At 68.9% G+C, this 25,027-nt stretch carries 24 protein-coding genes; 9 read left to right on the top strand and 15 right to left on the bottom strand.

Features of this window, described 5'->3' with window-relative positions:
• Positions 1 to 132 precede the first annotated feature (132 nt).
• Both ACTXG6_RS06845 and ACTXG6_RS06840 read left to right on the top strand, forming a co-directional pair.
• Positions 133 to 1,155: an ABC transporter ATP-binding protein gene (locus ACTXG6_RS06845; protein WP_445186914.1), complete on the top strand. Its 1,023-nt coding sequence runs from the start codon at positions 133 to 135 to the stop codon at positions 1,153 to 1,155.
• Positions 1,152 to 2,060, top strand: a complete 909-nt coding sequence (locus tag ACTXG6_RS06840; RefSeq protein ID WP_445186913.1) for an ABC transporter permease — start codon at positions 1,152 to 1,154, stop codon at positions 2,058 to 2,060. Before ACTXG6_RS06845 ends, ACTXG6_RS06840 begins: the two co-directional genes overlap by 4 nt.
• 55 nt (positions 2,061 to 2,115) lie before the next feature.
• Here the strand turns inward: ACTXG6_RS06840 and ACTXG6_RS06835 are convergent, their stop codons facing one another.
• Together ACTXG6_RS06835 and ACTXG6_RS06830 are read right to left on the bottom strand one after the other, a co-directional pair.
• On the bottom strand, positions 2,116 to 2,616 hold the full coding sequence (locus ACTXG6_RS06835; protein WP_445186912.1) for a hypothetical protein: 501 nt from the start codon (positions 2,614 to 2,616) through the stop codon (positions 2,116 to 2,118).
• A gap of 143 nt (positions 2,617 to 2,759) precedes the next feature.
• On the bottom strand, positions 2,760 to 4,409 hold the full coding sequence (locus tag ACTXG6_RS06830) for a phytoene desaturase family protein (protein ID WP_445186911.1): 1,650 nt from the start codon (positions 4,407 to 4,409) through the stop codon (positions 2,760 to 2,762).
• Positions 4,410 to 4,547: 138 nt separating this feature from the next.
• Between ACTXG6_RS06830 and ACTXG6_RS06825 the strand changes: the two genes are divergently transcribed.
• Positions 4,548 to 5,792 (top strand): PucR family transcriptional regulator, encoded by a 1,245-nt coding sequence (locus tag ACTXG6_RS06825; RefSeq protein WP_445186910.1) that lies wholly within the window; start codon positions 4,548 to 4,550, stop codon positions 5,790 to 5,792.
• 136 nt (positions 5,793 to 5,928) lie between these two features.
• Positions 5,929 to 7,128, top strand: a complete 1,200-nt coding sequence (serA, locus tag ACTXG6_RS06820) for a phosphoglycerate dehydrogenase (protein WP_445186909.1) — start codon at positions 5,929 to 5,931, stop codon at positions 7,126 to 7,128.
• A gap of 5 nt (positions 7,129 to 7,133) precedes the next feature.
• On the opposite strand, the gene ACTXG6_RS06815 is transcribed toward serA, so the two are convergent.
• Positions 7,134 to 7,307: a hypothetical protein gene (locus ACTXG6_RS06815; RefSeq protein WP_445186908.1), complete on the bottom strand. Its 174-nt coding sequence runs from the start codon at positions 7,305 to 7,307 to the stop codon at positions 7,134 to 7,136.
• 62 nt (positions 7,308 to 7,369) lie between these two features.
• Entirely contained in the window at positions 7,370 to 8,128 is a 759-nt protein-coding gene (locus ACTXG6_RS06810) for a DUF445 domain-containing protein (RefSeq protein WP_445186907.1), read from the bottom strand.
• Positions 8,129 to 8,481: 353 nt separating this feature from the next.
• On the opposite strand from ACTXG6_RS06810, the gene ACTXG6_RS06805 reads away from it, so the two are divergent.
• From ACTXG6_RS06805 to ACTXG6_RS06795, 3 genes are all read left to right on the top strand, one after another.
• Complete coding sequence (locus tag ACTXG6_RS06805; RefSeq protein WP_445186906.1) at positions 8,482 to 9,975, top strand: long-chain-fatty-acid--CoA ligase; 1,494 nt, start codon at positions 8,482 to 8,484, stop codon at positions 9,973 to 9,975.
• Between the two features lie 62 nt (positions 9,976 to 10,037).
• Entirely contained in the window at positions 10,038 to 10,886 is an 849-nt protein-coding gene (ppk2, locus tag ACTXG6_RS06800) for a polyphosphate kinase 2 (RefSeq protein WP_445186905.1), read from the top strand.
• Between the two features lie 467 nt (positions 10,887 to 11,353).
• Entirely contained in the window at positions 11,354 to 12,622 is a 1,269-nt protein-coding gene (locus tag ACTXG6_RS06795) for an IS110 family transposase (RefSeq protein ID WP_445183717.1), read from the top strand.
• Positions 12,623 to 13,017: 395 nt separating this feature from the next.
• On the opposite strand, the gene istB is transcribed toward ACTXG6_RS06795, so the two are convergent.
• Genes istB through istA form a run of 3 tightly spaced genes read right to left on the bottom strand, consistent with a single transcriptional unit; the run spans position 13,018 to position 15,526 of the window.
• A complete protein-coding gene (gene istB, locus ACTXG6_RS06790; RefSeq protein WP_445183359.1) occupies positions 13,018 to 13,791 on the bottom strand; it encodes an IS21-like element helper ATPase IstB in 774 nt (257 codons plus the stop codon).
• Positions 13,788 to 14,057, bottom strand: a complete 270-nt coding sequence (locus ACTXG6_RS06785; RefSeq protein WP_331511675.1) for a hypothetical protein — start codon at positions 14,055 to 14,057, stop codon at positions 13,788 to 13,790. The genes istB and ACTXG6_RS06785 overlap by 4 nt, the downstream gene beginning before the upstream one ends.
• A complete protein-coding gene (gene istA, locus ACTXG6_RS06780; RefSeq protein ID WP_445183358.1) occupies positions 14,054 to 15,526 on the bottom strand; it encodes an IS21 family transposase in 1,473 nt (490 codons plus the stop codon). The genes ACTXG6_RS06785 and istA overlap by 4 nt, the downstream gene beginning before the upstream one ends.
• 252 nt (positions 15,527 to 15,778) lie before the next feature.
• Between istA and ACTXG6_RS06775 the strand changes: the two genes are divergently transcribed.
• Positions 15,779 to 16,825, top strand: coding sequence for an NAD(P)-dependent alcohol dehydrogenase (locus ACTXG6_RS06775; RefSeq protein ID WP_445186904.1), 1,047 nt, complete (start codon positions 15,779 to 15,781; stop codon positions 16,823 to 16,825).
• Between the two features lie 258 nt (positions 16,826 to 17,083).
• On the opposite strand, the gene ACTXG6_RS06770 is transcribed toward ACTXG6_RS06775, so the two are convergent.
• Both ACTXG6_RS06770 and ACTXG6_RS06765 read right to left on the bottom strand, forming a co-directional pair.
• Positions 17,084 to 18,559: an NAD(P)/FAD-dependent oxidoreductase gene (locus ACTXG6_RS06770; RefSeq protein ID WP_445186903.1), complete on the bottom strand. Its 1,476-nt coding sequence runs from the start codon at positions 18,557 to 18,559 to the stop codon at positions 17,084 to 17,086.
• 9 nt (positions 18,560 to 18,568) lie between these two features.
• Positions 18,569 to 19,006 (bottom strand): ester cyclase, encoded by a 438-nt coding sequence (locus ACTXG6_RS06765; protein WP_445186902.1) that lies wholly within the window; start codon positions 19,004 to 19,006, stop codon positions 18,569 to 18,571.
• Positions 19,007 to 19,183: 177 nt separating this feature from the next.
• Here ACTXG6_RS06765 and ACTXG6_RS06760 point away from each other — a divergent pair, with 177 nt between their 5' ends.
• Entirely contained in the window at positions 19,184 to 20,770 is a 1,587-nt protein-coding gene (locus ACTXG6_RS06760; protein WP_445186901.1) for an acyl-CoA synthetase, read from the top strand.
• 11 nt (positions 20,771 to 20,781) lie between these two features.
• Here ACTXG6_RS06760 and ACTXG6_RS06755 read toward each other — a convergent pair whose 3' ends face one another.
• From ACTXG6_RS06755 to ACTXG6_RS06730, 6 genes are all read right to left on the bottom strand, one after another.
• Positions 20,782 to 21,630 (bottom strand): response regulator transcription factor, encoded by an 849-nt coding sequence (locus tag ACTXG6_RS06755; RefSeq protein WP_445186900.1) that lies wholly within the window; start codon positions 21,628 to 21,630, stop codon positions 20,782 to 20,784.
• Positions 21,627 to 22,547 (bottom strand): response regulator transcription factor, encoded by a 921-nt coding sequence (locus ACTXG6_RS06750; RefSeq protein ID WP_445186899.1) that lies wholly within the window; start codon positions 22,545 to 22,547, stop codon positions 21,627 to 21,629. The genes ACTXG6_RS06755 and ACTXG6_RS06750 overlap by 4 nt, the downstream gene beginning before the upstream one ends.
• Positions 22,548 to 22,796: 249 nt before the next feature.
• Entirely contained in the window at positions 22,797 to 23,273 is a 477-nt protein-coding gene (locus ACTXG6_RS06745) for a LysR family transcriptional regulator substrate-binding protein (RefSeq protein ID WP_445186898.1), read from the bottom strand.
• Positions 23,255 to 23,509: a hypothetical protein gene (locus ACTXG6_RS06740; protein ID WP_445186897.1), complete on the bottom strand. Its 255-nt coding sequence runs from the start codon at positions 23,507 to 23,509 to the stop codon at positions 23,255 to 23,257. Before ACTXG6_RS06740 ends, ACTXG6_RS06745 begins: the two co-directional genes overlap by 19 nt.
• Before the next feature lie 125 nt (positions 23,510 to 23,634).
• A complete protein-coding gene (locus tag ACTXG6_RS06735) occupies positions 23,635 to 24,705 on the bottom strand; it encodes a sugar ABC transporter substrate-binding protein (RefSeq protein ID WP_445186896.1) in 1,071 nt (356 codons plus the stop codon).
• A 28-nt stretch (positions 24,706 to 24,733) separates the two neighbouring features.
• Positions 24,734 to 25,027, bottom strand: coding sequence for a LuxR C-terminal-related transcriptional regulator (locus ACTXG6_RS06730; RefSeq protein WP_445186895.1), 294 nt, complete (start codon positions 25,025 to 25,027; stop codon positions 24,734 to 24,736).

Raw genomic sequence — 25,027 nt, 5'->3', positions numbered from 1 at the left:
GGCGCTCCCACCGCGGGAGGCCCGGCGTTTCTGCTGCCACTGTGGCGGGCGAGGTCGTAGCCGCCGGCAAACCGCATTGCCGCTACCTCCCGGCGCGACGTAGCGTCGCGACGGGACGAACGCGGAGGTCACGTGAACCAGACCGGAGTCGAACCGAGCACCCCGACACCGCCTGGCCACCAGCCGCCGGCGGTGCGGGTTCGTGGGCTGGTGAAGAGCTACGGCTCGGTGCAGGCGGTACGCGGGATCGACCTGGACGTCGCTCCCGGGGAGACGTTCGGCTTCCTCGGGCCGAACGGCGCCGGCAAGTCGACCACGATCAACATCCTGTGCACCCTCGCCACGGCGAGCGCCGGCACCGCCGAGGTCGCCGGCTTCGACGTGGTCCGCCAGCGCGCCGCGGTCCGAAGGCAGATCGGCCTGGTGTTCCAGGAGCCGACCCTGGACGGCTACCTCTCCGGCGAGCAGAACCTGCGCTTCCACGGCGAGCTGTACGGCGTGGACCGGGCCAGCGCGGCGGCGCGGCGCGAGCAGGTGCTGCGGATGGTCGGGCTGTGGGAACGTCGGGGCGACGAGGTGAACAAGTACTCCGGCGGGATGCGGCGCCGGCTGGAGATCGCGAGGGGGCTGCTGCACTCGCCGAGCGTGCTGTTCCTGGACGAGCCGACGATCGGACTGGACCCGCAGACCCGCAAGTCGATCTGGTCCTACCTCGGCGAGCTGCACCGGACCGAGAAGACCACTGTCTTCGTCACCACGCACTACATGGAGGAGGCCGAGAACTGCGACCGGATCGCGATCATGAACGAGGGCCGGATCGTCGCGCTGGACACCCCTGACCGGCTCAAGGCCGGGGTGGGCGCGGACCGGGTCCAGATCAGCACGTCCGACGACACCGAGGCGTTGCTCCGGCTGCGGGACCGGTTCGGGCTGGACGCCGCGGTGCACGAGGGTTTGGTCACGGTGTCGGTACCGGACGGGGCGGGATTCGTCCCACGGCTGTTCACCGAGCTGGGGATGGAGATCCGATCGGTGACGGTGCAGCGGCCGACCCTCGATGACGTGTTCCTGGCCCACACCGGCTCCACGATCCGCGACGCCGAGGCCGGCGCCGGTCCGAGCCCGTTCGCCGTGATGGCCAGGAGGGGACGATGACGGCCGACCTCGGGGGACGGCAGCCGGCGGAGCCGGCGGGGCGGGTGAGCACAGCACCCACCCGGGTGCCGGTGTTCGACCTGCGCCACGAGGCGCGTGCCACGCTGGTGGTGTGGCAGCGCGAGCTCATCCGGTTCGGCAAGGACCGCACCCGGATGGCGTCGTCGCTGGTGCAACCGTTGCTGTTCCTGCTGGTACTCGGAGTGGGGCTGGGCTCGCTGGTCGGGTCCGGCGCCGGTCCGGCGGGAGGCTCGGTCCGGTTCACCGCGTTCCTGTTCCCCGGGGTGCTGGCGATGTCGGTGGGGTTCACCGCCGCGTTCTCCGGCATCTCGATGGTGTGGGACCGGGAGTTCGGCTTCCTGCGCGAGATGCTGGTCGCGCCGGTGAGCACAACGGCGATCCTGACCGGGAAATGCGTCGGCGGCGCCACGGTCTCGACCGTGCAGAGCGTCGTGTTGCTGGCGCTGGCCGGGCTGGTCGGGGTCCCGTACTCACCGGTGATGCTGCTGGAACTGGTCGGGCTGCTCTTCCTGTGCTCCTTCTTGATCGTCGCCCTCGGGCTGGTGCTGGCCGCGCGGGTCAAGCAGGTGCAGTCGGCCTTCCCGCTGGTGCAGATGATCATTACCCCGATGATCTTCCTGTCCGGCGCGCTGTTCCCGCTGTCCGGGTTGCCCGGCTGGCTCACCGTTCTCACCCACGTCAACCCGATGACCTACGCGGTGGAGCCGATGCGCTCGGTGGTGTTCGACCACCTCCGGGTGGACGCCGCTACCCGGGCCCGGTTCGACCCGGGCATCGTCTGGGGCGGCTGGCAGGTTCCGCTCGGGGTGCAGCTCGCCCTGGTCGTCGTGGGCAGCGTCGTGCTGTTGGCCGTCGCGGTGGCCAGGTTCGCCCGCACCGAGTAGCCACCGGTCCCGCACCGAATAGCCCCCGGTCGAGCCGTTCAGCCGCCTGGTGCGCTCAGCCGACGGTCTTGTCGGTGACGGTCAGCTTGGTGACGGTCAGCGCGGGGATTGTGGCGTCCGGGGCGCCACCCGCCGGGGCAGTGCCGTCGACGGTGACCTCGGCGGTGAAGATGAAGCCTTGGCCCAGGTTCCGCAGAATGTCCGGAGCACCGTGCAGGACCACCGCCGTCGGGTAGTTCACCACTCCGTTGCGGGGGGTGTGGCGTGCTGTGTCGACGTTCGCGCGGAAGCTCGACGCGTCGGCCCTCGGGTCGAACCGCGTCACCCGCCCCCACACCACGACACGTTCGTCGGCGTGGTTCGCCGGGTCCGCGGCGATCGTCCGCCAGGCACGGGTATTGACGTGCCGCGCCGGTTCCAGCGGAGCGGCGGAGGCGTTCGCGGTGTCGGCCGACGTGCCCGACACGCTGCGAACCACGAGCACGGTGATCATGAAGGCGCTGATCACGACGAACGTGACGATCGGCCACGCCCACGCCGCCCAGATCCTTCTCATGGCTGCACCATCCAGGTCGATCTCTGTCCGACAGGTGCCCCCGTCAGCGTAGCGTGCGGACACACCGGAATTGCGATCACCAGATGATCACGCATCGGCTCGGACGGGGACCAGGCTCGCCGATGCGCTGGGCCGCCGGTGCGCTAGGCCAAGGACGACGCCGTTGAATGTTCTCGGCGGAGGAGTCCGCGGCGCGCTCCCGAGCGAGCGTCCTGCCTCAGGATCGTCCGAGCCGTGGTGCGCCCGCTCCACCCGGACAGACCACCGACCGGGTGGGCTCCCGCGGCGGTGTGCCATAGACCCTCGATGGGGGTGCGGTATCCGGACAGCGACGGGGTCGGCCGCCACGGTCCCAGCTGCGACAGCAGCATGTCGACGTGATAGATGTTCCCGTTGTGGGACGGGAAGTCCTCCGGGCTGCGGATGTTCGTGCCAATGATGAGATCTTTCGTCCCGGGGGCGTACTTCTCCACCACGTCCAGGCATCGATCGAGGTAGCCCTGCTTCTCGGTCTGCCAGTCACGCCCATCGGAAAGCTTCAGGGGCGTGGCGATGGGATAGAGGTACAGCGAGTCGCCAGTGCTACCGGCCGGCAGTAGCTCGCGGTCGAAGACCGTCGGCGTCCACAGGGTGACGGGCGGCTCGTCAGGCAGCTCGCCGGCCATCGCCTGGCGGGTCGCGGCCTTGACCTCCCCGATGTCCGTCAGCATCGCCTGGGCGACAACAGCCTGGTCACCCCCGCCGTGTCGCGGGAAACGGGGGCGCCCACGCAGCGCGATGTCCACTTTGAAGGCCCCGAGGTTGTGCGCACCCACCTGCATCCCGGCCAGCTCGGCGCGCACCTTCGCCGGGAGGTGAGCGGGGTCGAGCAACCTGGTGAGCAACGTGACCGGGTCGAGCGCGCCGACGATGTGGTCCGCGTGCAAGGTCTCCCCCGACTCGAGCACGACAGCCTCCGCACGGCCGTTCCCAACCACGATCTCGCGGACGGCCGCGTTCGTGCGGACCTCACCGCCCTCGGCCCGGATGCAGTCGGTCAACGCACGGGTGAACGCGCCGCTACCGCCCACCGGTCGCCGCAGACCCCACCGGTGCTGGATGGGGATGAGGCTGAGTCCCAGCCCGGGCGTGTCGATCGGGGTGGTGGTGAACGAGGTGTACGCAATGATCACCGACTTCACCTCGTCGGACTCGAACCACTCGTCGAGCACCGCGGCCGGCGAGGACATCAGGATCCGCACGGCCGTGGCGAGGCTGCGCCGGCTCCGGGCGGCACGGCGGAGGATGGCCAGTACGTCGACGGGCCGCACCCTGGTGGGGTGTCCCATCAGGTAGGGCGTCAGGACGTGTACCGCGTCGGCCAGCGCGGTGGCGAACTCCCGGTACCGTTCCGCGTCCCGCCGGGAGAAGCGCGCGATCTCAGCGCACGCGCGGTCGAGGTCGCGCCACAGGGGCAGACACGTTCCGTCGGGCCCGAGGTAGCTGCCCAACGGGTCGATGTCGACATAGCGCAGCCCGCGGCGGGCAAGTTGCAACTCGTCAACGACCGAGGGGCCGACATTGGTGAAGATGTGGTCGATGCCGCCGGTGTTCATGAGGAATCCGGGGGCTTCGGAGACCGTGGCCTCGCTCGTGCAGTAGCCGCCCGCCGTCGCCAGTGACTCCAGCACGGTGACCCGCTTGCCGGCGCGGGCGAGGTAGGCGGCGCAGGTCAGCCCGTTGTGGCCGCCACCGATGACGATGGTGTCGATCGGCCCGGACGACATGACACCCGACTCGTGCTGGACGACCATATGAGCTCCCTCTGCTGCGACACCTGCGTCGTATGCGGTGAGCCATTTCAGCTGTTCACGGGATAGATGACATCGGCCGGCGGGACAGGATTCCACGGAATGGTTGTCCGATCAGCACAAGTCGACGATCCTGCTCGGGTGACGACGACGAGTCCGCTGCGGCGCGCCTTGGTGAGGCAGCTGGCCGCGCGGTCCACCCGCATCGTCGACTCCCTGACCGCACTGGTCGAGGAGCGGGTCGAGCGCCTCGGCAGCGACGAGGTCGAACATGAGTGGGTGCGTTCGTCGGCGCAGACCAATATCGAGCTGCTCCTGCAGGTCATGGCGCATCCGGACGATCTGGCACGGGTGGAACCGCCCCTCGGGGGAGTCGCGCTGGTCCGCAGGGTCGCTCAGCACGATGTGCCGTTCTACGAGATCGTGCGCGGCTACGAGCTCGCCGAGTGGTACTGGGTGCAGCAGTGCATGCGCGAGCTCGCAACGCTGACCACCGACGTCGATGAGCTCGTGTCGGAGACGGCTGAGGTCAGCGGCCTCGTGCGTTCCTACATCGACCTCGTGTGCCGTGGTCTCTCAGCTGAATACGAGGCCGAGCGGGAACGGTGGCGCCAGCAGGAGGAGTCGGCCCGCGTGGGCCTGGTCGCCGCGCTGCTCCGGGGCACTACGACCGATCTCGCCGAGGCGGAGGCCGGCCTCGGCTACCGGCTCGGGCAACGGCACCTCGCCGCGATCGTCTGGTTCGCCGGACGGGGGGATTCGGGCGAGGAGCTCCTCCGAATCAAGAACGCCGCGACCGAACTCGCCCGGCTGGCTCAATGCCGGAGTGGGCCGTTGGTGGTGGCGCGCGATCACACGACCCTGTGGGTGTGGTTGCCCCTGGCCGGCCAGACCCGGGTGGACGTCGCGGCGATCCCCGAGCTGCTCCCCGCGGCCCCCTCCCCGGTTCGGGTCGCCCTCGGTGAACCCGCCAACGGTTTCGACGGATTCATCGCCTCCCATCGCCAAGCCAGCGCCGCTTACGAGGTCGGGTTGGCGGCGAGCGATGACGTGGGCGCGGTTTTCCCGTACCGCGAGGTGTCCAGCCTGGCGTTTCTTTGCGCCGACATCCCGCGCGCCCGTGCCTGGGTGGCCGAAACCCTCGGGCAGCTCGCCTCGGAAGGCCGCCGCGAGGAGGAGCTGCGCCGGACGCTGCGGATCTACTCGACGGCGAACCGCAGCGCCACCGCCACGGCACGCCTGATGAACTGTCACAAGAACACGATCCAGTACCGCGTCCGCGCCGCCGAGCGGCTTCTCGGCCGCCGCGTAGAGGACGGCAGCCTCGATCTCGGCCTCGCCCTTCTCGCCTGCCGCTGGCTCGGCGAGGCCGTCAGGACTCGCTGAGAGCGAAGGCACCGCTGCTACCGGCGCGTGTGCCGCGGCGCGCCACCGACGCTAGTGTCGATAGAGCGCGCGGCTGCAGAGCGCGCGGCTGCGACTCCGCCGCCGCATCGAAACCCGGCCAGATTAGGTTGATCACGTGAAGGTACTTCTGCTGGAAAACATCCACCCGGTCGCGGCAGAGGCGTTCCGGCGGGCGGGCTTCGAGGTCGACGTGCGCTCGACCTCCCTGAGCGAGGACGAGCTCGTCGATGAGTTGCCCGGAGTGTCGTTGCTCGGGATCCGTTCCAACACCAAGGTCACCCCACGGGCGCTCGAGGCGGGGAAGGATCTGCTGGCGGTGGGGTGCTTCTGCATCGGGACCAACCAGGTGGATCTGGTTGACGCGGCCGATCGCGGTGTTGCGGTCTTCAACGCGCCGTTCTCCAACACCCGCAGCGTCGTCGAGCTCGTGCTGGGTGAGATCGTCGCGTTGGCTCGCCGGCTGCCGGAGAAGACCCAGCGGATGCACGAGGGGATCTGGGACAAGTCGGCGAAGGGCAGCCACGAGGTCCGCGGCCGGACGCTCGGCATCGTCGGCTACGGCAACGTCGGCACCCAGCTGTCCAACGTCGCGGAGGCGGTCGGGCTGCGGGTGATCTTCTACGACACCGCGGACCGGCTGGCCCACGGCAACGCCAGGCAGGTCGGCTCGCTGGACGAGCTACTGGCCGAGGCGGACGTGGTGAGCCTCCACGTCGACGGGCGGCCGGGCAACGCGGGGCTCTTCGGCGCGGAGCAGTTCGCCACGATGAAGCCGGGCGCGGTGTTCATCAACGCCTCCCGCGGACTGGTCGTCGACGACGCCGCGTTGCGGGACAACATCCTCTCCGGGCATCTGTCCGGCGCCGCGATCGACGTCTTCCCGATCGAGCCGAAGGCGCAGGGCGATCCCTTCGAGTCCCCGCTGCGGGGCCTCGACAACGTCATCCTCACACCCCACGTCGGCGGCTCGACACAAGAGGCGCAGGAGGAGATCGGGCACTTCGTAGCCAACAAGCTGCTCGGCTTCGTCACGACGGGTGGCACCGCACTCTCGGTGAACCTGCCGCAGGTGGTCCTTCCGCAACCCGCCGGCGCATTTCGGATGGGCTACCTGCACCGGAACGTGCCCGGCGTGCTGGCCGGCATCAGTCGGATGCTCGCCGACACCGGGGTCAACGTGGTCGGGCAGTCCCTGTCCACCCGAGGTGAGCAGGGATACGTCGTCACTGACACCGCCACCGTGTTGACCGACGCCACGCTGGCCGGCCTGCTCCAGTCGCCGAACACCGTCTGGCTGCGGTCCTGGCGACCCTGACCGGGCTATCGGAGTGAGGCCTTCGCAATCAGCACTTCTCCTTCGAGTCCGTCGGGGTCGCGGAAGAAGATGCTGCGGACCGCGCCGAAGTCGTTGACGGTGCCATCACTGGCCGCCTTATCGATCAGCCGCCGCCGGATCGTGGCGAACGCCTCGGGTGAGGCTGCCTGCATTGGCATGGTCGGCCGCCAGCATCGGGGTTCGCGGACATTGCCCGCTCAGAGGTGAGCGGACGCTGGCGTCAGAGCAGTGCCGGCAGGTGGATGACCAGGATGGCCTGCAGTTCGCCGACCGCGGCGCCGAGCAGCGCGCCGACGGCGATGGCGGTCTTCTCGTCTTCCTTGAAGGCGGGCCGGAGGATCTGGATGAACTGCGTAGGGGTCAGCTCCCGCATCTTCTCCTTGATCACGGTGTTGACGCCGAGGGCCTTCTCTGTGTAATCGAACATGCTCCGGGCGGTCGTCGGCGCGGACTCGATCACCTTCGCCGCGGCGGCCTTCTTCAGTTCTTGGTACTTCCTGCCTCCGACGGCGAGCACGACCAGGGGCTTGACCAGGCCACTCTGCTGGTCGATGGTGCGTTGGACTTCGCGCTGGGCCAGCGCGATGAGCCGGTCGGAACGTGGCCCGGTGAGCATGCCCTCGAACAGATTCTCCGGGCTGAGGATCTCCTTGGCGATCAGCTCACCGTAGGTCTCGGCGACTTCGTGCTGGCGACGGAGAAACAGGCCGTGGATCTTCAGCCCGAGGAACCTCCTCGGCTCGCTCGGCACGAACAGCATGTTCAGGGCGACGTAGTCGGTGATCCACCCGGTGAACAGACCGAAGATCGGCATCACCAGCGCGTTATGGGTCAGTGCCCAGACCAACATCTGCACCACGCCGATGACCGAGCCGAAATAGATCCCCGACCGCACCAGGAACTTGATCTCGGGAGTGGCGATGTCCTTGATCAGCCGGTTGGTGAGGTCCTTGTTGCGGGTCAGGTTCGACACCACCATGTCGCGCAGGTTCTGAAGTCCGCGACGATGGCCGCCCAGTCCATGTGCTCTCCCAAGACCCCGCACCGGCCAGCGGTCCGAACAGACCAGTGCCACAACGCTAGAGGCGGCGAGTTCGAACGGTCAGGTGCCGCGCGACCACCTTGGTGGATTGTCCAGGGGCGCGGCCGTAAGCGCGGCCGACGGCCCACAGCCCAAGGTTGATCCCGAGGACCGATGGGTCCGCGTAGCAACTGCCGGTGAGTGCCCCCGTGTTGTTCACGGGGGCGAGCACAGCGGAGTTACGTCAAGAGTGGGACCCGCTCGGAGGCGGAGCGGATCCTTGATCAACTATACCGAAGGACCAGCAACTCATGACCAACCTCGCGCGCAACCTGCTCAACACCGCGGCGAAGTACCCGGACCGGCCGGCGGTGAAGCTGGACGAGCAGATCCTCAGTTACGCCGACCTGCTGGACACCTCGGTCCGGATGGCCGCACTGCTGCGGGGCCTCGGCGTCGACCCGGGCGACCGGGTCGCGCTGCAACTGCCGAACGTGCCCGCCTTCGCCATCGCCTGCTACGGCGCGCTACTCGCCGGCGCCACGGTGGTGCCGATGAACCCGCTGCTGAAGGCCCGCGAGGTCGAGTACTACCTCGGTGACTCCGGCGCCAAGGTGGTCGTGGTCGGAGAGCAGATGCCCGAGGCCGCCCAGCAGGCCGGCGCGGCCGCGCGGGCCAAGGTGCTGGTGGTCGGTCCGATGGGCCCGAGCGAGCTGCCCGACGAACGGGTCGAGCCGATCGAACGTGACGACGCGGACCCCGCGGTGATCCTCTACACCTCCGGTACCACCGGTAAGCCCAAAGGCGCGGAGCTCACCCACGCCAACCTGGCCAGCAACGCGCGGACCGCGGCGGAGACCCTCGTGGAGATCGGCCCGCACGACGTCGTGATGGGTTGCCTGCCGCTGTTCCACGTGTTCGGCATGACGTGTGGGCTCAACGCCAGCGTGCTCGTCGGCGCCTGCCTCACCGTCCTGCCCCGCTTCTACCCCGACCGTGCGCTCCACCTGATCGAGCGGGATCGGGTCACCGTCTTCGAGGGCGTGCCCACGATGTACTCGGCCATGCTGCACGCCGACAACCGGGGCGACGTCGACCTGTCCAGACTCCGCACCTGCGTCTCCGGCGGCGCGGCCATGCCGGTCGAGGTTCTGCGGTCGTTCGAGCGGGAGTTCGACTGCGTCATCCTCGAGGGGTACGGGACGTCCGAGACCTCCCCCGTCGCGTCGTTCAACCACCCCCACGCCACCCGCAAGCCCGGCACCATCGGCACCCCGGTGCGAGGCGTACAGATGCGGCTCCTCGACGCGGGCGGACACGACGTGGCCGACGGCGACATCGGTGAGATCGCCATCCGCGGCGAGGGCCTGATGAAGGGCTACTGGAACCGCGCGGACGCCACCAGGGAGGCGATCCCGGATGGCTGGTTCCGCACCGGCGACCTCGCCACCCGCGACGCGGACGGCTACTACACGATCGTCGACCGCAAGAAGGCAGTCATCATCCGGGGCGGGTACAACATCTACCCCCGCGAGATCGAGGAAGTGCTCTACGAACACCCCGCCGTCGCCGAGGCGGCTGTCATCGGCCTCAAGCATCCCGAGCTCGGCGAAGAGGTCGGCGCGGCGGTGGTGCTCAAGCCCGGGGCCACGGCAGACCCCACCGACCTGCGCGACTTCGTCAAGGCGAGGGTCGCGGCGTACAAGTACCCCCGCCACATCTGGCTGGTGCCGTCTCTCCCCAAGGGCCCGACCGGCAAGATCCTTCGGCGAGACGTGCAGCCGCCACCTGAGGTCGTGCTCTGACGGGTACGCCGGGCCGGAATTTCAGCGCGACAGCAGCATCGGGTGAGGCGGGAGCCGAGGACATGTCCAAGCACAAGAATGGCAAGAAGCACAACGACGTCAAGAACCACGGCCAGGTGGCGGTGCTTGACCATGCACCCAAGCTGCGGCGCAAGGAGTACGAGGCCGAGCTGGCGACGCTGCAGGGCGAGCTGGTGGCGATGCAGGAGTGGGTGAAGTCCAGTGGCGCGAAGGTCTGCGTGGTGTTCGAGGGCAGGGACACCGCGGGCAAGGGCGGCACGATCCAGCGGATCGTCGAGCGGGTCAGCCCTCGGGTGTTCCGCGTGGTGGCGCTGCCCACGCCGACCCCGAGGGAGAAGTCGCAGATGTACGTCCAGCGCTACCTGCCGCATCTCCCGGCGGCGGGCGAGGTGATCATCTTCGATCGCAGCTGGTACAACCGGGCCGGGGTCGAGCGGGTGATGGGCTTCTGCACGCCCGAGGAGACAGCCCGATTCCTGGAGCTGGTCCCGGGGGTGGAGAAGGAGATGGTCGATTCCGGCATCATCTTGATCAAGTACTGGCTGGAGGTCGGGCCCGACGAACAGACCCGTCGGCTGGAGGGTCGGATCGACGACCCGCGCAAGATCTGGAAGCTCTCGGACATGGACCTGAAGTCCTACGGCCGCTGGTACGACTACTCGCGCGCCCGCGACGAAATGCTCGCCGCGAGCGACACCGCCTGGGCGCCGTGGTTCATCGCGAGCACCGACGACAAGAAGCGGGGCCGGCTGAACCTCATCAGCCACCTGCTCAGCCAGGTCCCGTACGAGCCACTCGTCAAGGCGCAAGTCACGCTGCCCGAGCGACAGGAACCCGGCGACTACCGTCCCCCAACCTACTCGGCGCGCCACATCCCGACACCGTTCTGAGTTCTGCGACCTCGGCCGGGCCGAGCGCCCGCGACAACGACTCGGGGTACCCGTACCGACAGAGCCGTCTCCTTGTTCTCGGCGATCTCCTCGGCGATGGCTTCGGCTTCCTCCTCGGCCAACTGGGCGCGGATCTCGGCGCGCTCCACCAATCGCGCCCGCGCGGTGGGATCGTCCCGCTTCTCGGCCGCGGCTCGATCCGCGGCGATCCGTCGCGGATCGTGGCCAACACCTCCGCCCTAGCATCGGATTCGCTGATGGCACTACCTTCCTTTCGCACGGTGGATCCCGGCGGGGAGCGCTTGGTTCGCTTGTCCTTTGAGGACTGTCATGAGACGGCGCCCCTGCCGGGCTCCGGTGAAGGCCTGACGTCCAGGAGGGTGTAGTCCCGCGAGGACTGGTTCATCAGCACGACGCAGCGCTTTCCCGGTCCGCCGAGCATCATGTTCACGGCGGAAGGGGGACCAGTGCTGGGAATTGGTATCGACTGGGCGGAAGAGTTTCATGACATCGCCTTGGGAACACTGGAGAAAGGGGTGGTCGAGCAGTTCCGCATCGATCACGGACCGACTGGAGTCGCCGCGCTGATCGAGCGTGCGCTGCGGCTGGAACCTGACCCGGCCGAGGTGCGGGTGGTGCTGGAGACTCGCCACGGGTTGCTGGTCGAAGCGCTGGTCGACGCCGGGTTCACCGTGGTTCCGGTGAACCCCGATCTGGTCGCGCGCCGGCGAGGTCCGGCCCGGAAGAAGGACGATGCCGAGGACGCCCGAATCTGTTGCCTGCTCGCGTTGGATCGGCACGCCGCGCTCAAGACGTTGATCCCACACGGGCAGGTCGGTGGGGAGTTGCGCGCGATCGGCCGCGATGACGAGCGCGCCGCCCGCGATCAGCGTCGGCTGCTCAACCGGCTGCGCGCGGACCTGCAGACCACCTACCCCGCCGCGCTGGCCCTGGCGGGTAAGGACCTGGGTGCACCGACGGTGTTGCGGCTGCTGCAGCAATGGCCCACCCAGCCTGAGCTGGCCCAAGCCTCCCGAGACGAGCTCGTCGCGTTCGCCCGGGGCGGCCGGCATGGCTGGCCCGAAACGTTCGCCGACCGCGTCACCGCCGCGCTCGCCGCGCCGTCGTTGCCGACCCGGGACTACCTCGTGCGCGCCAAGGCCGCCGGCATCCGCCTGGCGGCGGTCCAGCTGCTGGCCCTGCACGAGGCCCGCCGCGGCTGGGAAGCACGCATGGCCGAGCTGCTGCTGGGCGGGCCCCGCACCGGACGCGATCACACCGTGAAGGACCCCGACCCGGGGAAGGCCTTCCCGGGCGGGGAGATCTACCTGAGCTTCCCCGGCCTGGGTGACCGTCTCGCAGCTCGGGTCGCCGGCGAGATCGGCGAACACATCACTCAATTCGACAGCCCCGCGGGCTTGCAGTGCTACGCCGGCTCCGCCCCGGTCACCCGCCGGTCGGGGAAAAGCGATTTTGTCGTTGCCCGCCGGCTGGCGCACAACCACTACCTCGGCGCAGCGGTCCATCAATGGGCGTTCTGCAGCCTCACCAGAAGCGGCTGGGCGCGGGAGTTCTACGACAGCAAAATCGCTGCCAAAAAAAGCCACCACGCGGCTCTGCGAGCCCTGAGCAACCGATGGCTGGAAATCCTCTGGCACTGCCTGACCAAAGGCGTCCCCTACAACGAAGCCGTGCACGTCGCCAACCGCAACCGAGCCCTCGGGCACGCAGCCTGACCGCGTGGTTGACAGAGGGTGTCTCATGACAGGTCCTCCTGCCTGCCGTCGAGATAGGCGCGCAGGTTGGCGCCCCGCGTCCGCCAGGCGGTCACCCCGCTGTGCGTCGTCGACGTTATAGCCACTGGCCGGCAGTCCGGGATCCCAGCTAGCTGGTGAGTCGGATGGGTACTCACCCTGACGACACACCCCCGGGTGGATTGCCACTCTTAGCCGTGACAGGTGTCGGCACCTCGGACGCGCCCCATCGACGACCACCTCCGCAACCCGGAGGCGGTCTCGATGGGGCACGCCTGTCAACGGTCATTGGGAACTCCGGGTGGGCGGACATTTGATCTCCGGGCTGGCGGACAGCGGATCTCCGGGTAGGCGGACGTGAGTTTTCCGGGTGTGGGTTAGTTCAAGGGGATCACTCCCTTGCCTGCGAGGGCTTCGGCGAGACGGTGCGAGTCGCCGGTGGTTGCGATCAGATGTGCATGGTGGAGCAGGCGGTCGACGGTGGCGGTGGCCAGGGTTTTCGGCATGATCGAGTCGAATCCGCTGGGGTGGATATTGCTGGTCACCGCGATCGAGCGCCGCTCGTAGGCGGCATCGATGATCCGGTAGAACGCCTCGGCGGCGTCTTGGCCGGCGGGCAACATCCCGATGTCGTCGACCACGATCAAATCGCAGCCGCAGATCCGTGACACCGTCCGTGCGACCGTGCCGTCGACCTTGGCCTTGCCGACCGCCGCGGTCAGAGATTCCAAGGTGAACCAGGCGACCCGCAGGTCGGCCTCGATCGCGGCGTGCGCCAACGCCTCAACGAAGTGCGACTTCCCGGTGCCCGATGGGCCGGCGACCGCAAGATTCTCCTGCCGACCGATCCACTCGAGGGTGACCAGCGCGTTCTGGGTGGGCTCGGGGATCGAGGACTCCTCGGGCCGCCAGGAGGAGAACGTCTTCCCGGTAGGGAAGTTCGCGTTCTTGCGCCGTAACCGACGCGTCGCCGAGTCGCGGCCGGTGACTTCCTCGATCAGCAGGACACGCAGCACCTCAGCGGGGTCCCAACGTTGCGCCCGTGCGGTTGCCAGGATGTCGGGCGCGGCTTTGCGCAGGTAAGGCAGCCGCATCCGACGCGTGATCTTGTCCAACTCATCGGGCAGCGCCGGCGCTTGCGGGTGGCTCACGACCATGAGTCCACCGCCTCGATGCGCTGCTGCAGCCGGGCGGCGAGGGTGCCCACCCAGGCCGCGACCTCGAACGCGTCACTCTGCCCACCCGAGCAGGCCCGAGCGCACGCCTCGGTCGGCCCAGGGTCGCCGCCGGCCAGCCACTGCTCGAGCAGATCCAGAACGGTGGTGGTCTGCTCGAGGGTGGTGCGGTCGATCAGTACCCAGGGCGAGGGCGGCAGGCCCGGCAACGACGCGGGCTGGGTCGGGTCGGGGGTGTTCATGCGCCGAACCTGTCCCACGACCCGGTGCCGGGCTGCGCGGAGTGCGCCTCGTCGACGTGCACGACGTCATCGGGTGGCCCGGCGGCGCCGAGGTGATCCAGGATCGAGACCAGGTCGTCCTCGGCGAACCGGCCCGCGATCGCGGCCAGCCCGAGGGCCTCATCGACCCGGTCGCCACCCAGGACCGCGCCCAGCGCGACCGCCCGGGCCATCTTGGCCCGGATCCGCGCCACCCCGGTCGCGGCGGCCTCGATCAGCCACCGGCGTGCCCCCTCGCCCAGGTCCAAGAACGCGACCTCTTCCGGGGTGCGGGCACGCACCTTGGGAACCCGCGGCAGATTCCCGCCTGGGTGGTGCGGGTAGTGCGCATCGACGATGCGCGGATGCCCCGGGGTGGATAGCTCGTGACGGGCGATCTCGCTGATCCCCACCGCGGTGGACCCGGTGATGGCCAATTCCTCGCCCACCACCCGGCACCACACCTTCTGGCCCTGGTGCCCGTCCGGGGTGGAATAACGCACTGAGCCCCACCGGATCGTCTGATCATCATCAACCAGCCGTTCCTCGCCCAGCGCGATCGCATGCGGCGCGCCCGGCAGAACATGCAGGTGCTGGCGCTCGATGCGCAACCGCTCAACAGGAGCGGCCCCGGTCTCCCGGTGCGGGCGGGCGTTGACCCGCTCGCACCACTCGAAGCACGCGTCGGCGAGCTCGGCGAACGAGGCGTAGGCGGGCAGCAGGTTCGCCGTGGTCGGGACCAGATCCGCTTTGGCGATCTTCACCGTGTGCTCAGCGCCGCCTTTCGACTCCGGATCGAAGGGCTCACACGTTTCCACCTTGCAGCCGTAATGGCGGCCCGCGGCGACGATGTCAGGATGGCGCACCGGCACGCCGGCGACCCGGTCGATCGTCACCGTCTTCGGGTTATCAGTCAGTAAATAGGTGGGCGCCCCACCGATCCGCCGCAGCGTGGCATCCACACACCCCACCAGGGTGCCCAGCGTCTGGTCCCAGGCCGGGAGCACCACCCGAAACCGTGACCAGGACAGCCACGCGCAGAACAGCTGCGTGCGCCTGCCACCGACACGGGGACCTTCGCCCCAGTCGTGCTGCAACCACATCCCCGGCTCAGCCACCCATGGCCGGTACTTCCGTCGGTGCCCCGCATTCCAATCAGCCTTGACCTCGGCCACCGCGCGCCGCGTGCTGCGATCGGTGCCGGTAAACCCCATCGCGACCAGCCGCGCGTGCACCACATCGGCACGAACTCGCCCCTTCGATGCCTCGACTAACTCCTCGATCTTGTCCAAGAACGGGTCAATCGCTCGCGGCCGTCGCGCCGGGGTAAACGGGTCGCGCCCGGAGTCGCGGATCGCGACAAAACGGGCCACGGTCTTCTCATCCACCCCGGCCAACGCCGCGGCTGAATGTGGACAACGCGTCAAATCGAACGCTTGCAAGATCTCCATGACTTCCCTGCCAGACTTGGTCAAGGGGTCCCTCCAGATCGGGGCTGGCTGTGATCGACAACCAGAGCCAACCCGGCAGGAGGGACCCCGCCTCGCATGCTGTTCAGGCGTGTCCCGGAGAAGTCATGTCCGCGGACCCGGAGATCTCATGTCCGCCCATCCGGAGCCAGCTGTCCGCCCATCCGGATCTTCGCGTGTCCGTCGGCACACGCCCTCAGGCCGACCGGGATCGCGAGGAAGGAATAAGGAGCTATGGCTGTAACCAATGCGTATGCGGTGTCCCATGCCGGGGGTCGGTTGGCGCCGACCACCATCGAACGGCGTGAGCTGCGTCCGGACGACATACGGATCGACATCGCCTACGCGGGGATCTGCCACAGCGACATCCACCAGGCCAAGGGCGAGTGGGCGGGTGCCTTCTTCCCGATGGTGCCGGGCCACGAGATCGCCGGCACCGTGAGCGCCGTCGGCGCAGCGGTGACGAAATACCAGGTCGGCGACCGCGTCGGTGTCGGCTGCATGGTCAACTCCTGTGGCGAGTGCGAGTACTGCCGGGCAGGCACAGAGCAGTTCTGTGTCAAGGGCAACGTGCAGACCTACAACGCTGTCGACTACGACGGCACTCACACCTACGGCGGCTACAGCCAGCAGGTCGTGGTCAAGGAGGCGTTCGTCTGCCGAATCCCCGACGGGATCGGCCTCGACGTCGCGGCGCCGCTGCTGTGCGCCGGCATCACCACCTACTCTCCGCTGCACCACTGGGGAGTGGGCCCGGGCAAGAAGGTCGCTGTGGTGGGGCTGGGCGGCCTGGGACACATGGGGGTAAAGATCGCGGTCGCGTTGGGCGCGGAGGTGACCGTGCTGAGCCAGAGCCTGAAGAAGCAGGAGGACGGCCTCCGGTTAGGGGCCAAGGACTATTACGCGACCGGCGACGAGTCCACGTTCGAGACGCTGGCGGGGCGCTTCGACGTCATCCTGAACACGGTGGCGGCGCCGTTGCCGATCGACTCCTACCTGTCACTGCTGCGCGTCGGTGGTGCCATGGTGAACGTCGGCGCACCGCCGGAGGCGATGTCCTACAACGCGTTCTCGCTGCTGGGTGGGAACAAGGTGCTCGCCGGCTCGATGATCGGCGGCATCGCGGAGACCCAGCAGATGTTGGACTTCTGCGCCGAGCACGGGGTCGGCGCGGAAATCGAGGTGATCGGCGCCGACGAGATCAACGCCGCCTACGACCGGGTCGAGAACAGCGACGTGCGGTACCGGTTCGTCATCGACGTGTCCACCATCGCTGCGTAGACGACACGAGGACTGGAACCACCGCTGGGATGACCGGTGCTTCCGCCACGACGGCGGCGACCACAACCGCGACAACCGCGACTAGCCGCTAGGCACACGAAAGGCCCTCGGCACCGTGAGCGCGGCCCTTGCCGAAGGGCGTCTCAAACGGGCCGAGGGCCCGGCGGGGGTTGGAACGGAACAGGCGATCCGCATCGGGCCGAGGCGCCGGTTCATCAGCAGCGTTCCAGACCTGGCACGCCGAATTCGTTCCGGCTTCTACGCGGCGGGCTCCGCTGCCGCCGCGAGATCCTCGTCGTCGGCCGCGGCGCGGTAGGAGGGCGCCGAGTGCGGCGATCCGACACTCCATCCGGCGCGCTCGGTCGACGTCGGTCGGGTCGAGCGGAACCCGTCGAGGAGCCGGTGACGCCGCAGCGAGAACTCCATCGGCAGCTCGCCCCAGACCTCCTTGAGGATCGCCTTCCTGTCGGCACCGGGTGCCCGTAGAGAGCGCACCAGACCGATGACCAAACGCTTGGGGCTGATCACGTTCTCGACGGGCCGGGCCCGGTTGAAGGTGTCCGACAGGTTCGGCCGGTCTCCGCCCGAAGAGTCGACGAAGGTGCGCAGCACCTCCCGAACCAGCGGGCTGGTCGCGCCGGGGCGTGACTCGCGGTTGCCCCAGTGGTAGGTGGAGATGGTGTCCGCGTCGCGGGCGGCCTCCCACTTTCGCAGGGCCGCGTCGAGCCGGTCGGTGTCGAGCCCGGCTGGGTCGTGCAGGCAGGGCACGACGGCTTCGCCGAGCAGGCGGCCGAACTTGAGCGCGTCGCGCATCCCGTTGCCGGTGGTCGGGTCCTTGAAGTGGCCGGCGTCCCCAGCCAGAACCCAGCCGGGGCCGCACGAGCGCCGGTAGTAGGCGGTCAGGTCGTCGGTCATGCGCGGCTTTCCGGCATTCGTGGCGTCGCCGACCCGGGCCTTGAGCGCCGGGTTGCGGTCCAGCATCCCCTGCCACTGCGCGTGGAAGTCGCTCCGGTACGCCGGGATGGCCGCCGCGTCCGTCATGTTGACCACGAGCGTGCGGCCCGCCGGGCAGGACGGGAGGACGAGGACCTGCTCGCCGTCGGCCCGGAAGATCTCCAACGCATCGGGTGCATCGGCACCGAGCGGGTCGTCGACGTAGCGGAACACGAAGCCGCGGCCGTTCTTCGAGGCGCGGTACGGGGTCCAGGCCCCGACCTCGCCCGCGACGCGGGAGCGCCGGCCGTCGGCGCCGATGACCAGCTCGGCGTGGATCTCGTACTCACCGTCCCGGGCCCGGCACCGGACTCCTGCCGCGCGGCCGTCGCGCCAGACGACCTGCTCGACCTTCGTCCGCTCACGGATCTCGGCGCCGGCGTCCCGTGCGGCCTGCACGAGGACCGCGTCCTGCTGGTCGCGCGGGATACACAGGGCGTAGTCGATCCCGGAGAACGGGCGGAACCGCTCGATGATCTCCACGTCACCGTCGCGCACGGTCAGATACCGGCTTTTCGACGGGCCGAGCGCGAGGATGCCGTCGAGCGCGCCCATGAACTGCAGCTCCTGCACCCCGTTGGGGACCAGCACGTGCGTGGAGAGGGTGTCGGAGGGAAATCCGCCCTTGTCGACGACGATGACCTTGAGCCCGGCCCGGGCGAGCGGCACCGCGGCCGCTGTCCCCGCGCAGCGGGAGCCGACGATGACGACGTCGGCCTTCTCGATGCTCGTGCTCGTCACTCCGCCTCCTCAGGCCAGGCCGATTGCGCGCAGGAGCACGATCGAGTCGTAGAAGGCGTGCACCGAGGTCGCCCGCCCGTCAAGGTCCACCTCCCAGACGTCGGTCCCGAAGACCTCGAAGGACTTGCCGCTGATCGGCGCACCCGGAGGGAACTCGCCCGTGTGCGTACCGGTCATCCGCCACGCCGACGCGACCCGCCCGGCTGACGGATCGACGAGCGGGCTGCCCACCGCCTCGAAGGTCAAGTCGGGGAACCCCTGCCATGCGCCCCCGAAGAAGGCGGCGGCGCCGTCGTGGTCGGTGAGTGGCTCGGGCAGCAGTGGATCGACCCAGTTGACCTTCGGGTGGATGACCTCCAGTGCTGTGGCCAGGTCACGCTGGCTCCAGGCGGCGAGATAGCGCGCGGGGTAGGCCTCGAGTGTGCTCGTCTGGATGCTCAACGACACGGGAATCACCTTCGTTCGACGGCTTCGGCGAGGATCCAACCGACAGGCGCCTGGATCGCGGGTGTCCACTGTCACATCTCACAGGCGGTTGGGTCCTCATCCCTATGAGCGGGCTTCCTCGCTGATAAGGCGTAGAAGGATTGTCGGACAGGTACCTGGCTGCTTCGCTCATGCCTTATGCGCACTGAGACCACCGAGACGACAGGGCTCGCCGGCGCCGACTTCGCGGACCTGCCCACCGCCCCTGCCGAGATCGACCTGGGAGCGCTGCTGGAGCGCCGGGCCCGGGCCTCCGCCGAACGCCCCGCTGTGACCTTCCTCGGCCGCACGCTGACCTTCGCCGAGGTCCATGACCGGGTCCGACGCCTGGCGCAGGTCCTGCGCGACGGAGGCGTTGGCAAGGGCGACCGGGTTGCCTACCTCGGCCACAACGACCCGGCGATCCTGGAGTCCCTGTTCGCCGCGGCCAACCTCGGAGCGGTGCTCGTGCCGCTGAACTTCCGCCTCGCCGGCCCCGAGCTCGCGCACGCGATCAACCACTCCGGCGCCCACACAGTGCTCGCCGACAGCCACCACACAGCCGTCATCGACGCCATCCGCGACCAGATCGCCGCGTCCCGGTTCATCCGCGTGGCCGCCGGCGGGAGCGTCCCGGACTGGGAGGACGGCGACGAGCTCATCGAGGGCGCGAGCCCACTGCCGGAACGGGTACCGGTCGACGCCTCGGACCCCGCGCTGATCATGTACACCTCGGGGACCACCGGCCGCGCCAAGGGCGTCGTCCTGACCCACGCGAACCTGTGGTGGCACAACATCGGGGTGGTACTGGCCCTGGACATCGCGTACGACGACGTCTCCCTCGTCTGCGCGCCCATGTTCCACATCGGCGCGCTGAACGTCACGACGATCGCCACCTGGATCAAGGGCGGGCGGCTGGTCATCCACCGGACGTTCGAGCCCCAGGCAGTGCTCGACGATCTCCAGCGCGAGCGGGTCACCACCATGTTCGGGGTCCCGGTGATGTGTGAGGCGCTCTCGGCACTACCCGGGTTCGAGGCGGCCGACCTCTCCCGCCTCCGGCTGATCATCACCGGTGGGGCGCCGGTTGCGGTGGGCCTGATCCGCCGGTTCCAGGAGCGACAGGTCGAGTTGGCCCAGGGGTACGGGCTGACGGAGGCATCGCCGGTCGCGTCGTTCCTGACCGCCGAGAACGCCCTGCGCAAGATCGGATCCGCCGGCCGGTCGGTGCTGCTGTGCGATCTGCGAGTGGTCGATGCGACCGGTACGCCCGTACCGCCCGGGGTCGACGGCGAGATCGAGGTGCGGGGCCCGAGCGTGACCCCCGGCTACTTCGAGGATCCGGAGGCGACGGCACTCGCGTTCAACGGCCGGTGGCTTCGGACCGGCGACGGCGGGCACCTCGATGACGACGGCTTCGTCTTCATCGCCGACCGGATCAAGGACATGATCATCACCGGTGGTGAGAACGTGTACCCGGCCGAGGTCGAGGGCGTGTTGTTCGACCACCCCGCCGTGGCCGAGGTCGCCGTGATCGGCACCCCGGACGACAGGTGGGGTGAGCGGGTCTGCGCGATCGTCGTGACAGAGCCGAATTCCACCGTCGAACTGCAGGACCTGCGCGAGTTCGCCGGCCGGCGCATCGGCCGCTACAAGCTGCCGCTGCAGCTCGAGATCGTCGACGAGCTACCCCGAAATCCCACCGGAAAGGTGCTCAAGACCGAGCTCCGCAAGCGGTACGCATAACCGTCGCCCACTCATTCACCGGCCGCGCCGTGTCCGGCTGACTCGCCCCGGGCGAAACGGGCGACCGCGTCCGACCTGTTGACCGCACCGCTGGCCCGTAGCACCGCGCGGACATGGCTCTTGACCGTCGGCAACGCCACCACGAGACGCTCCGCCATCTCCGCGTTTGACAGCCCGCTCGTCATCAGGTCGAGGACTTCGGATTGCCGTGCGGTCAGCCGTGCGCGAAGTGCCGAGGAGTTCAACCGCACAGACGCCGCACCGAGCCGCGCACCCCGCAGATCGGCCGAGGCTTCGTAAAGCTCGATGGCACGCTCCCCGCTGTCAGCGAGGGTGAGCCGGGCCAGCAGGTACCGCTGCTCCTCCGCCCGGCGGCGCACGTCGAACAGACCGAACATCGAGCCGAGCGCTTGTGCATACGAGCCCACGATCTCCACACGTAAATCGGCACCGACGACATGCAACAGCCCGAGGACCGTGTCCCCGGTCGTGATCGCGGCGACGGCGACCCGGCGCACGGCCGGCTCTCCCTGCCCACCCGACAGCTCCCGTAGAGCTGTACGCCCGGAGCCGAGCACCTGCTCCTCGAACGGGCGAGCACCCGCGAGAGGTGCCGGCCCCGCGGGCACGATCTCGTCCGACTCGAACAGCGCCGGTCGACCAGACCGCAACCACGGCACCCAGACCCCGCCGGTCACCCGCCCGACCGCGGCAGCATCAGCGCCGCACCCTTCCACCGCGAGCTCACAGGCACACTCGACGAGCTCGGCCACCGACGTGGCTGTCCGCAACGTCACCAGCGTCGCGTCCAACCTGTCCCAGGCCAGCCGCTCGCCGGGTTCCGTCCTGGATCCGCTCACCGGATCCCCCTGCTGATGTCCAGGTAGCGAGCCACCGCCGCGCCGCGCGAGGTCACCCGCAGCTTGCGAAGCACGCCGCGCATGTGCGTCTTCACGGTGTCCTCCGACACCGACAACCGCTGCGCGATGACCCGGTTGGTGGCGCCGTCGGCGACGTGTTCGAGCACCTCGTACTCCCGCGCGGTCAGGAACCGCTCCTCCCGGACCGCACCGCCGGCCCTGGGGTCGGGCCGGACGGCGGGCGCGCGATCGGCGACCACTGGAAGCTCAGCGACCGGCGAGTCGATGAGCCGGATAGCGTCAGCGGCCCGCTCCAGCTCGCCCAGCGCGCGCCGCGATCGCTCGGCCACCCGCTCGCTCCAACTCGCGCACTGATACACCACCGCCAGTTCGGCGGTGAATGCCTGGATGCAGCGCCGATCATCCTCATCGACCGGTGGTCCCTGGCCGACCCGGTCGGCGTGCATGAACCCGATCGTGCGGCCCTCCACCAGGAGCGGGGCGACCACATAGGCCGGGCTCCGGGCGACCTCGATGATCGGCTTGAACGCGCGCGTGCCCACGAGGTGCTCATCCACGAGGAGTGCGGTGCGCCGCCGGACCACGTCGGTCTCCGCCAGCATGTTGGCCAGCGGGATCTCCGCGTCGCTCTCGACATAGGCCAGGAACTCCGCCGCCCTGGGATCCACATCGTGGCGGGTGTGCAGCTTCAGCGGCACCCAGCGGGACCCCCGCACGGCCGAGATCATCGCCCGGGTGAAACCGCATGCCTCGACGAGCTCGCGCGGCGCGGTGGCACGGATGACCTCCGTCGACCGGGCGGCCGAAAGCCGACCCAGCGCGGCGCTGATCCGGTTGCGGCGCTCGACGAGGGGAGCACCGGCCGGCGACAGTGTCTCCTCGGCAGCCGGCCCCACGTCCTGTTCTCCATGTTCCGGCCGCACACCGTAATCGTGCCCCTTCGGTGGACGTAACGGGGTGTGTGGGCCTGCACGTCGCCGGCTCGGGTCACGCCGGTCCTCTCGCTGGCTGACCGGGAGCAATCTCATCGTGGACGGCGGCGAATTCCTCAGGGGTTGATGCCGACAGCATTCGCCGACCGCCAGTTTCGGCAGAACGCCAGTTTTGACAAAAGAATTCAGCGGCGCCCGTCCCCTTCTCGGCCGTCAGGGCACCGGTGAGAAGAAAGCGGACTCGGACCAGGTCTCCTGACGCAGGAGTTCGAGCAGGGCCGTCTCCGCCGGGCCCGCGCCGTGCCGGAGTACGGCGATGACGGGCTGGGACACGACCGGGAGAACCGGGCGAACGAGGTGTTCGTGACCAGGAGGCACCGCGGAGGCCGGGACGAGCGTCACCCCCAGCCCGTCGGCCGCCCAGCGCACGGCCGTCGCCGTCTGGGACACGCGGGCGACCGTGGTCGGGGTCAGCTCGTTGTCCCGCAGCACGGCCAGCAGCACGCCGTCGAGCGCGCTGTCACGGTCGAACCTCACCCACGGCTCCCCCTCCAGTTCGCGCAGCTCGACCCGGTCCGCGGCGAGCAGCCGGTGCCCGGCGCCCAGCACCACGACGAACTCCTCGTCGCCGAGGTGGTGGGCGTCGGCGGGGCTCCGCTCGCACGCCGCCATCAGGGCGAGGTCCAGCACGCCCCGGCGACACAGCCGCTCCAGCTCGGCGGCGTGCCAAAGCCCATCTGCACCGCGACCACCAGCTCGCCCACCAGCTCGTCGGCACCGGCCCGCGCCGTCGCCCTCGCCCGCCGCGATGCGCTCACCGCGATCTCCGCCTCCCGCAGGAACGCGCGGCCGACCGTCGTGGCCGGGACGCCGGGGATGCGCAGGGTCTGACCGCTGATGGCGGCGCCGAACGCGAGGAAGAACATGCAACCCACGAAGCACAGCAACAGGCCCGTGCCGATGACGTTCGGGTCCTGCCGGAAGATCGCGGCGGTCTGTTCGGCGGTATTGCTGGGGCACCCAACCGACCGATGACCTGCATTCCGACCTGCTACTTCGTGGCCGAGACCGTGGTGATGTTGGCGTGGGTCCCGACCACGGCCGCCGTAGGGATGAAGTAGTCAGGCGACGGCTTCTGCTTGTCGACCAGCGCCTTGTACAGCCAGACGATGGTGTCGTAGGACTGGCCGTACGGGTCCTGGCCGATGGCTGCGTACATATTGCCGGCCTTGATCTGGGCCACGTTCTCCGCGGTGAAGTCGAAGCCGATCACCTTGACCGTCGATGTCTTGCCCGCCGACGCCACGGTCTGGGCCGCGACCTGCGGGTTGCCGCCGGTCACGTAGATCCCGACGAGGTTCTCCGTGGAGGTCAGATAGTCACGTGTCGCGGATGCCACCCGATCGGTCGACGCTTGGTAATCGACGCCATCGCCGAACTGGGTCACCCACGGGCAGTTCTGCATGAGTCCGTCAAGGAACCCGAGACGGCGCTCCTCGAGCGCCTGGAACGTGAATGACTCGGTCTCGACGCCGACGACACCGGGCTTGCTCGCGCTGGCCAGGTCCTTCGTGGCAGTGCACATCAGCTTTCCAGCCTGCGCGCCAGCGGCGCGGAGATCCTGGCCATGGAAGAAGAGAGCACCTGAGCTCTGGGCGCACGACGCATCGCCGTTGTAGGCCGCGACGAGCACACCCTTGGCGGTCGCCTGCCGAACGTAGGCGCAGATGCCATCACCGGGCATCAGCGCGGCGATGGCGTTATAGCCGTCGTCGACGGCGGCGTTGATCGCGTCACCCACGCTGTCGACTGTCACGTCGGTACCCGCGGTGATCCAGTCGACTGTGCCGCCGGTGGCTTCGATCTTGGGCTTGACCGCGTCATATCCGGTCTTCACCTGCGCGAAGAACGGGTTGTTCTCGATCGCGATGATCGCGATCTTGACTGGCTTGGTGGGCTTCGTCGTGCTCAAGGCCGGGCGCTCGCCCTGCGGCGTCGGCGTCGGCGACAGCGACAGCGTGTCCGAAGGGTGTTTCGCCGGGGCTACCTGGGCCGTCGTGCACCCGGTGAGCAAAGCTCCCGAGGCAACAGCGGCCACCGCGAAGGTCATTGCACGTTTCACCGAGAACTCTTCCTTGCGAGCCAGAGCGTCATTGAAAGCTCACGTGCTTCTCGACTGTGCCTTCCGTTACCCACAGCTGACGGGCGGGGCCCGTATTGGAGCGCCCCTCAGCCATGAAAGCAAGCACCTCCTGCTGCCGCGGGCTGAGAACGGCCAGCGAATCGTCCCGCCGCCGCACCGGGACAAGCTCGTGCCCCAGCGACGGGTCGATCATGGCGCCGCCCCGGCGACCGGGTTCAGCATCTGTGTAAAATTCTTCGACTTCGGTCACACGACTCTTGAGCAGGTATCCGACCCGGCCACCGCTGGCCAGCAGCTCCAT

This window comes from Pseudonocardia sp. Cha107L01 (genome assembly GCF_052566575.1).
Note: the sequence above shows the minus strand (reverse complement) of the source record. Positions and strands in the feature narration are given on the sequence as shown.

Bases quoted from the DNA above. Each gene is read 5' to 3' on its own strand.
- ppk2 (WP_445186905.1), top strand. From the start codon at position 10,038: ATGTCCAAGCACAAGAATGGCAAGAAGCACAACGACGTCAAGAACCAC.
- ACTXG6_RS06810 (WP_445186907.1), bottom strand. From the start codon at position 8,128: ATGGTGGTGTCGAACCTGACCCGCAACAAGGACCTCACCAACCGGCTG.
- ACTXG6_RS06730 (WP_445186895.1), bottom strand. From the start codon at position 25,027: ATGGAGCTGCTGGCCAGCGGTGGCCGGGTCGGATACCTGCTCAAGAGT.
- ACTXG6_RS06785 (WP_331511675.1), bottom strand. From the start codon at position 14,057: ATGAACACCCCCGACCCGACCCAGCCCGCGTCGTTGCCGGGCCTGCCG.
- ACTXG6_RS06740 (WP_445186897.1), bottom strand. From the start codon at position 23,509: ATGTTCTTCCTCGCGTTCGGCGCCGCCATCAGCGGTCAGACCCTGCGC.
- ACTXG6_RS06760 (WP_445186901.1), top strand. From the start codon at position 19,184: ATGCGCACTGAGACCACCGAGACGACAGGGCTCGCCGGCGCCGACTTC.
- ACTXG6_RS06835 (WP_445186912.1), bottom strand. From the start codon at position 2,616: ATGAGAAGGATCTGGGCGGCGTGGGCGTGGCCGATCGTCACGTTCGTC.
- ACTXG6_RS06840 (WP_445186913.1), top strand. From the start codon at position 1,152: ATGACGGCCGACCTCGGGGGACGGCAGCCGGCGGAGCCGGCGGGGCGG.
- istA (WP_445183358.1), bottom strand. From the start codon at position 15,526: ATGGAGATCTTGCAAGCGTTCGATTTGACGCGTTGTCCACATTCAGCC.
- ACTXG6_RS06815 (WP_445186908.1), bottom strand. From the start codon at position 7,307: ATGCCAATGCAGGCAGCCTCACCCGAGGCGTTCGCCACGATCCGGCGG.
- ACTXG6_RS06805 (WP_445186906.1), top strand. From the start codon at position 8,482: ATGACCAACCTCGCGCGCAACCTGCTCAACACCGCGGCGAAGTACCCG.
- ACTXG6_RS06775 (WP_445186904.1), top strand. From the start codon at position 15,779: ATGGCTGTAACCAATGCGTATGCGGTGTCCCATGCCGGGGGTCGGTTG.
- ACTXG6_RS06830 (WP_445186911.1), bottom strand. From the start codon at position 4,409: ATGGTCGTCCAGCACGAGTCGGGTGTCATGTCGTCCGGGCCGATCGAC.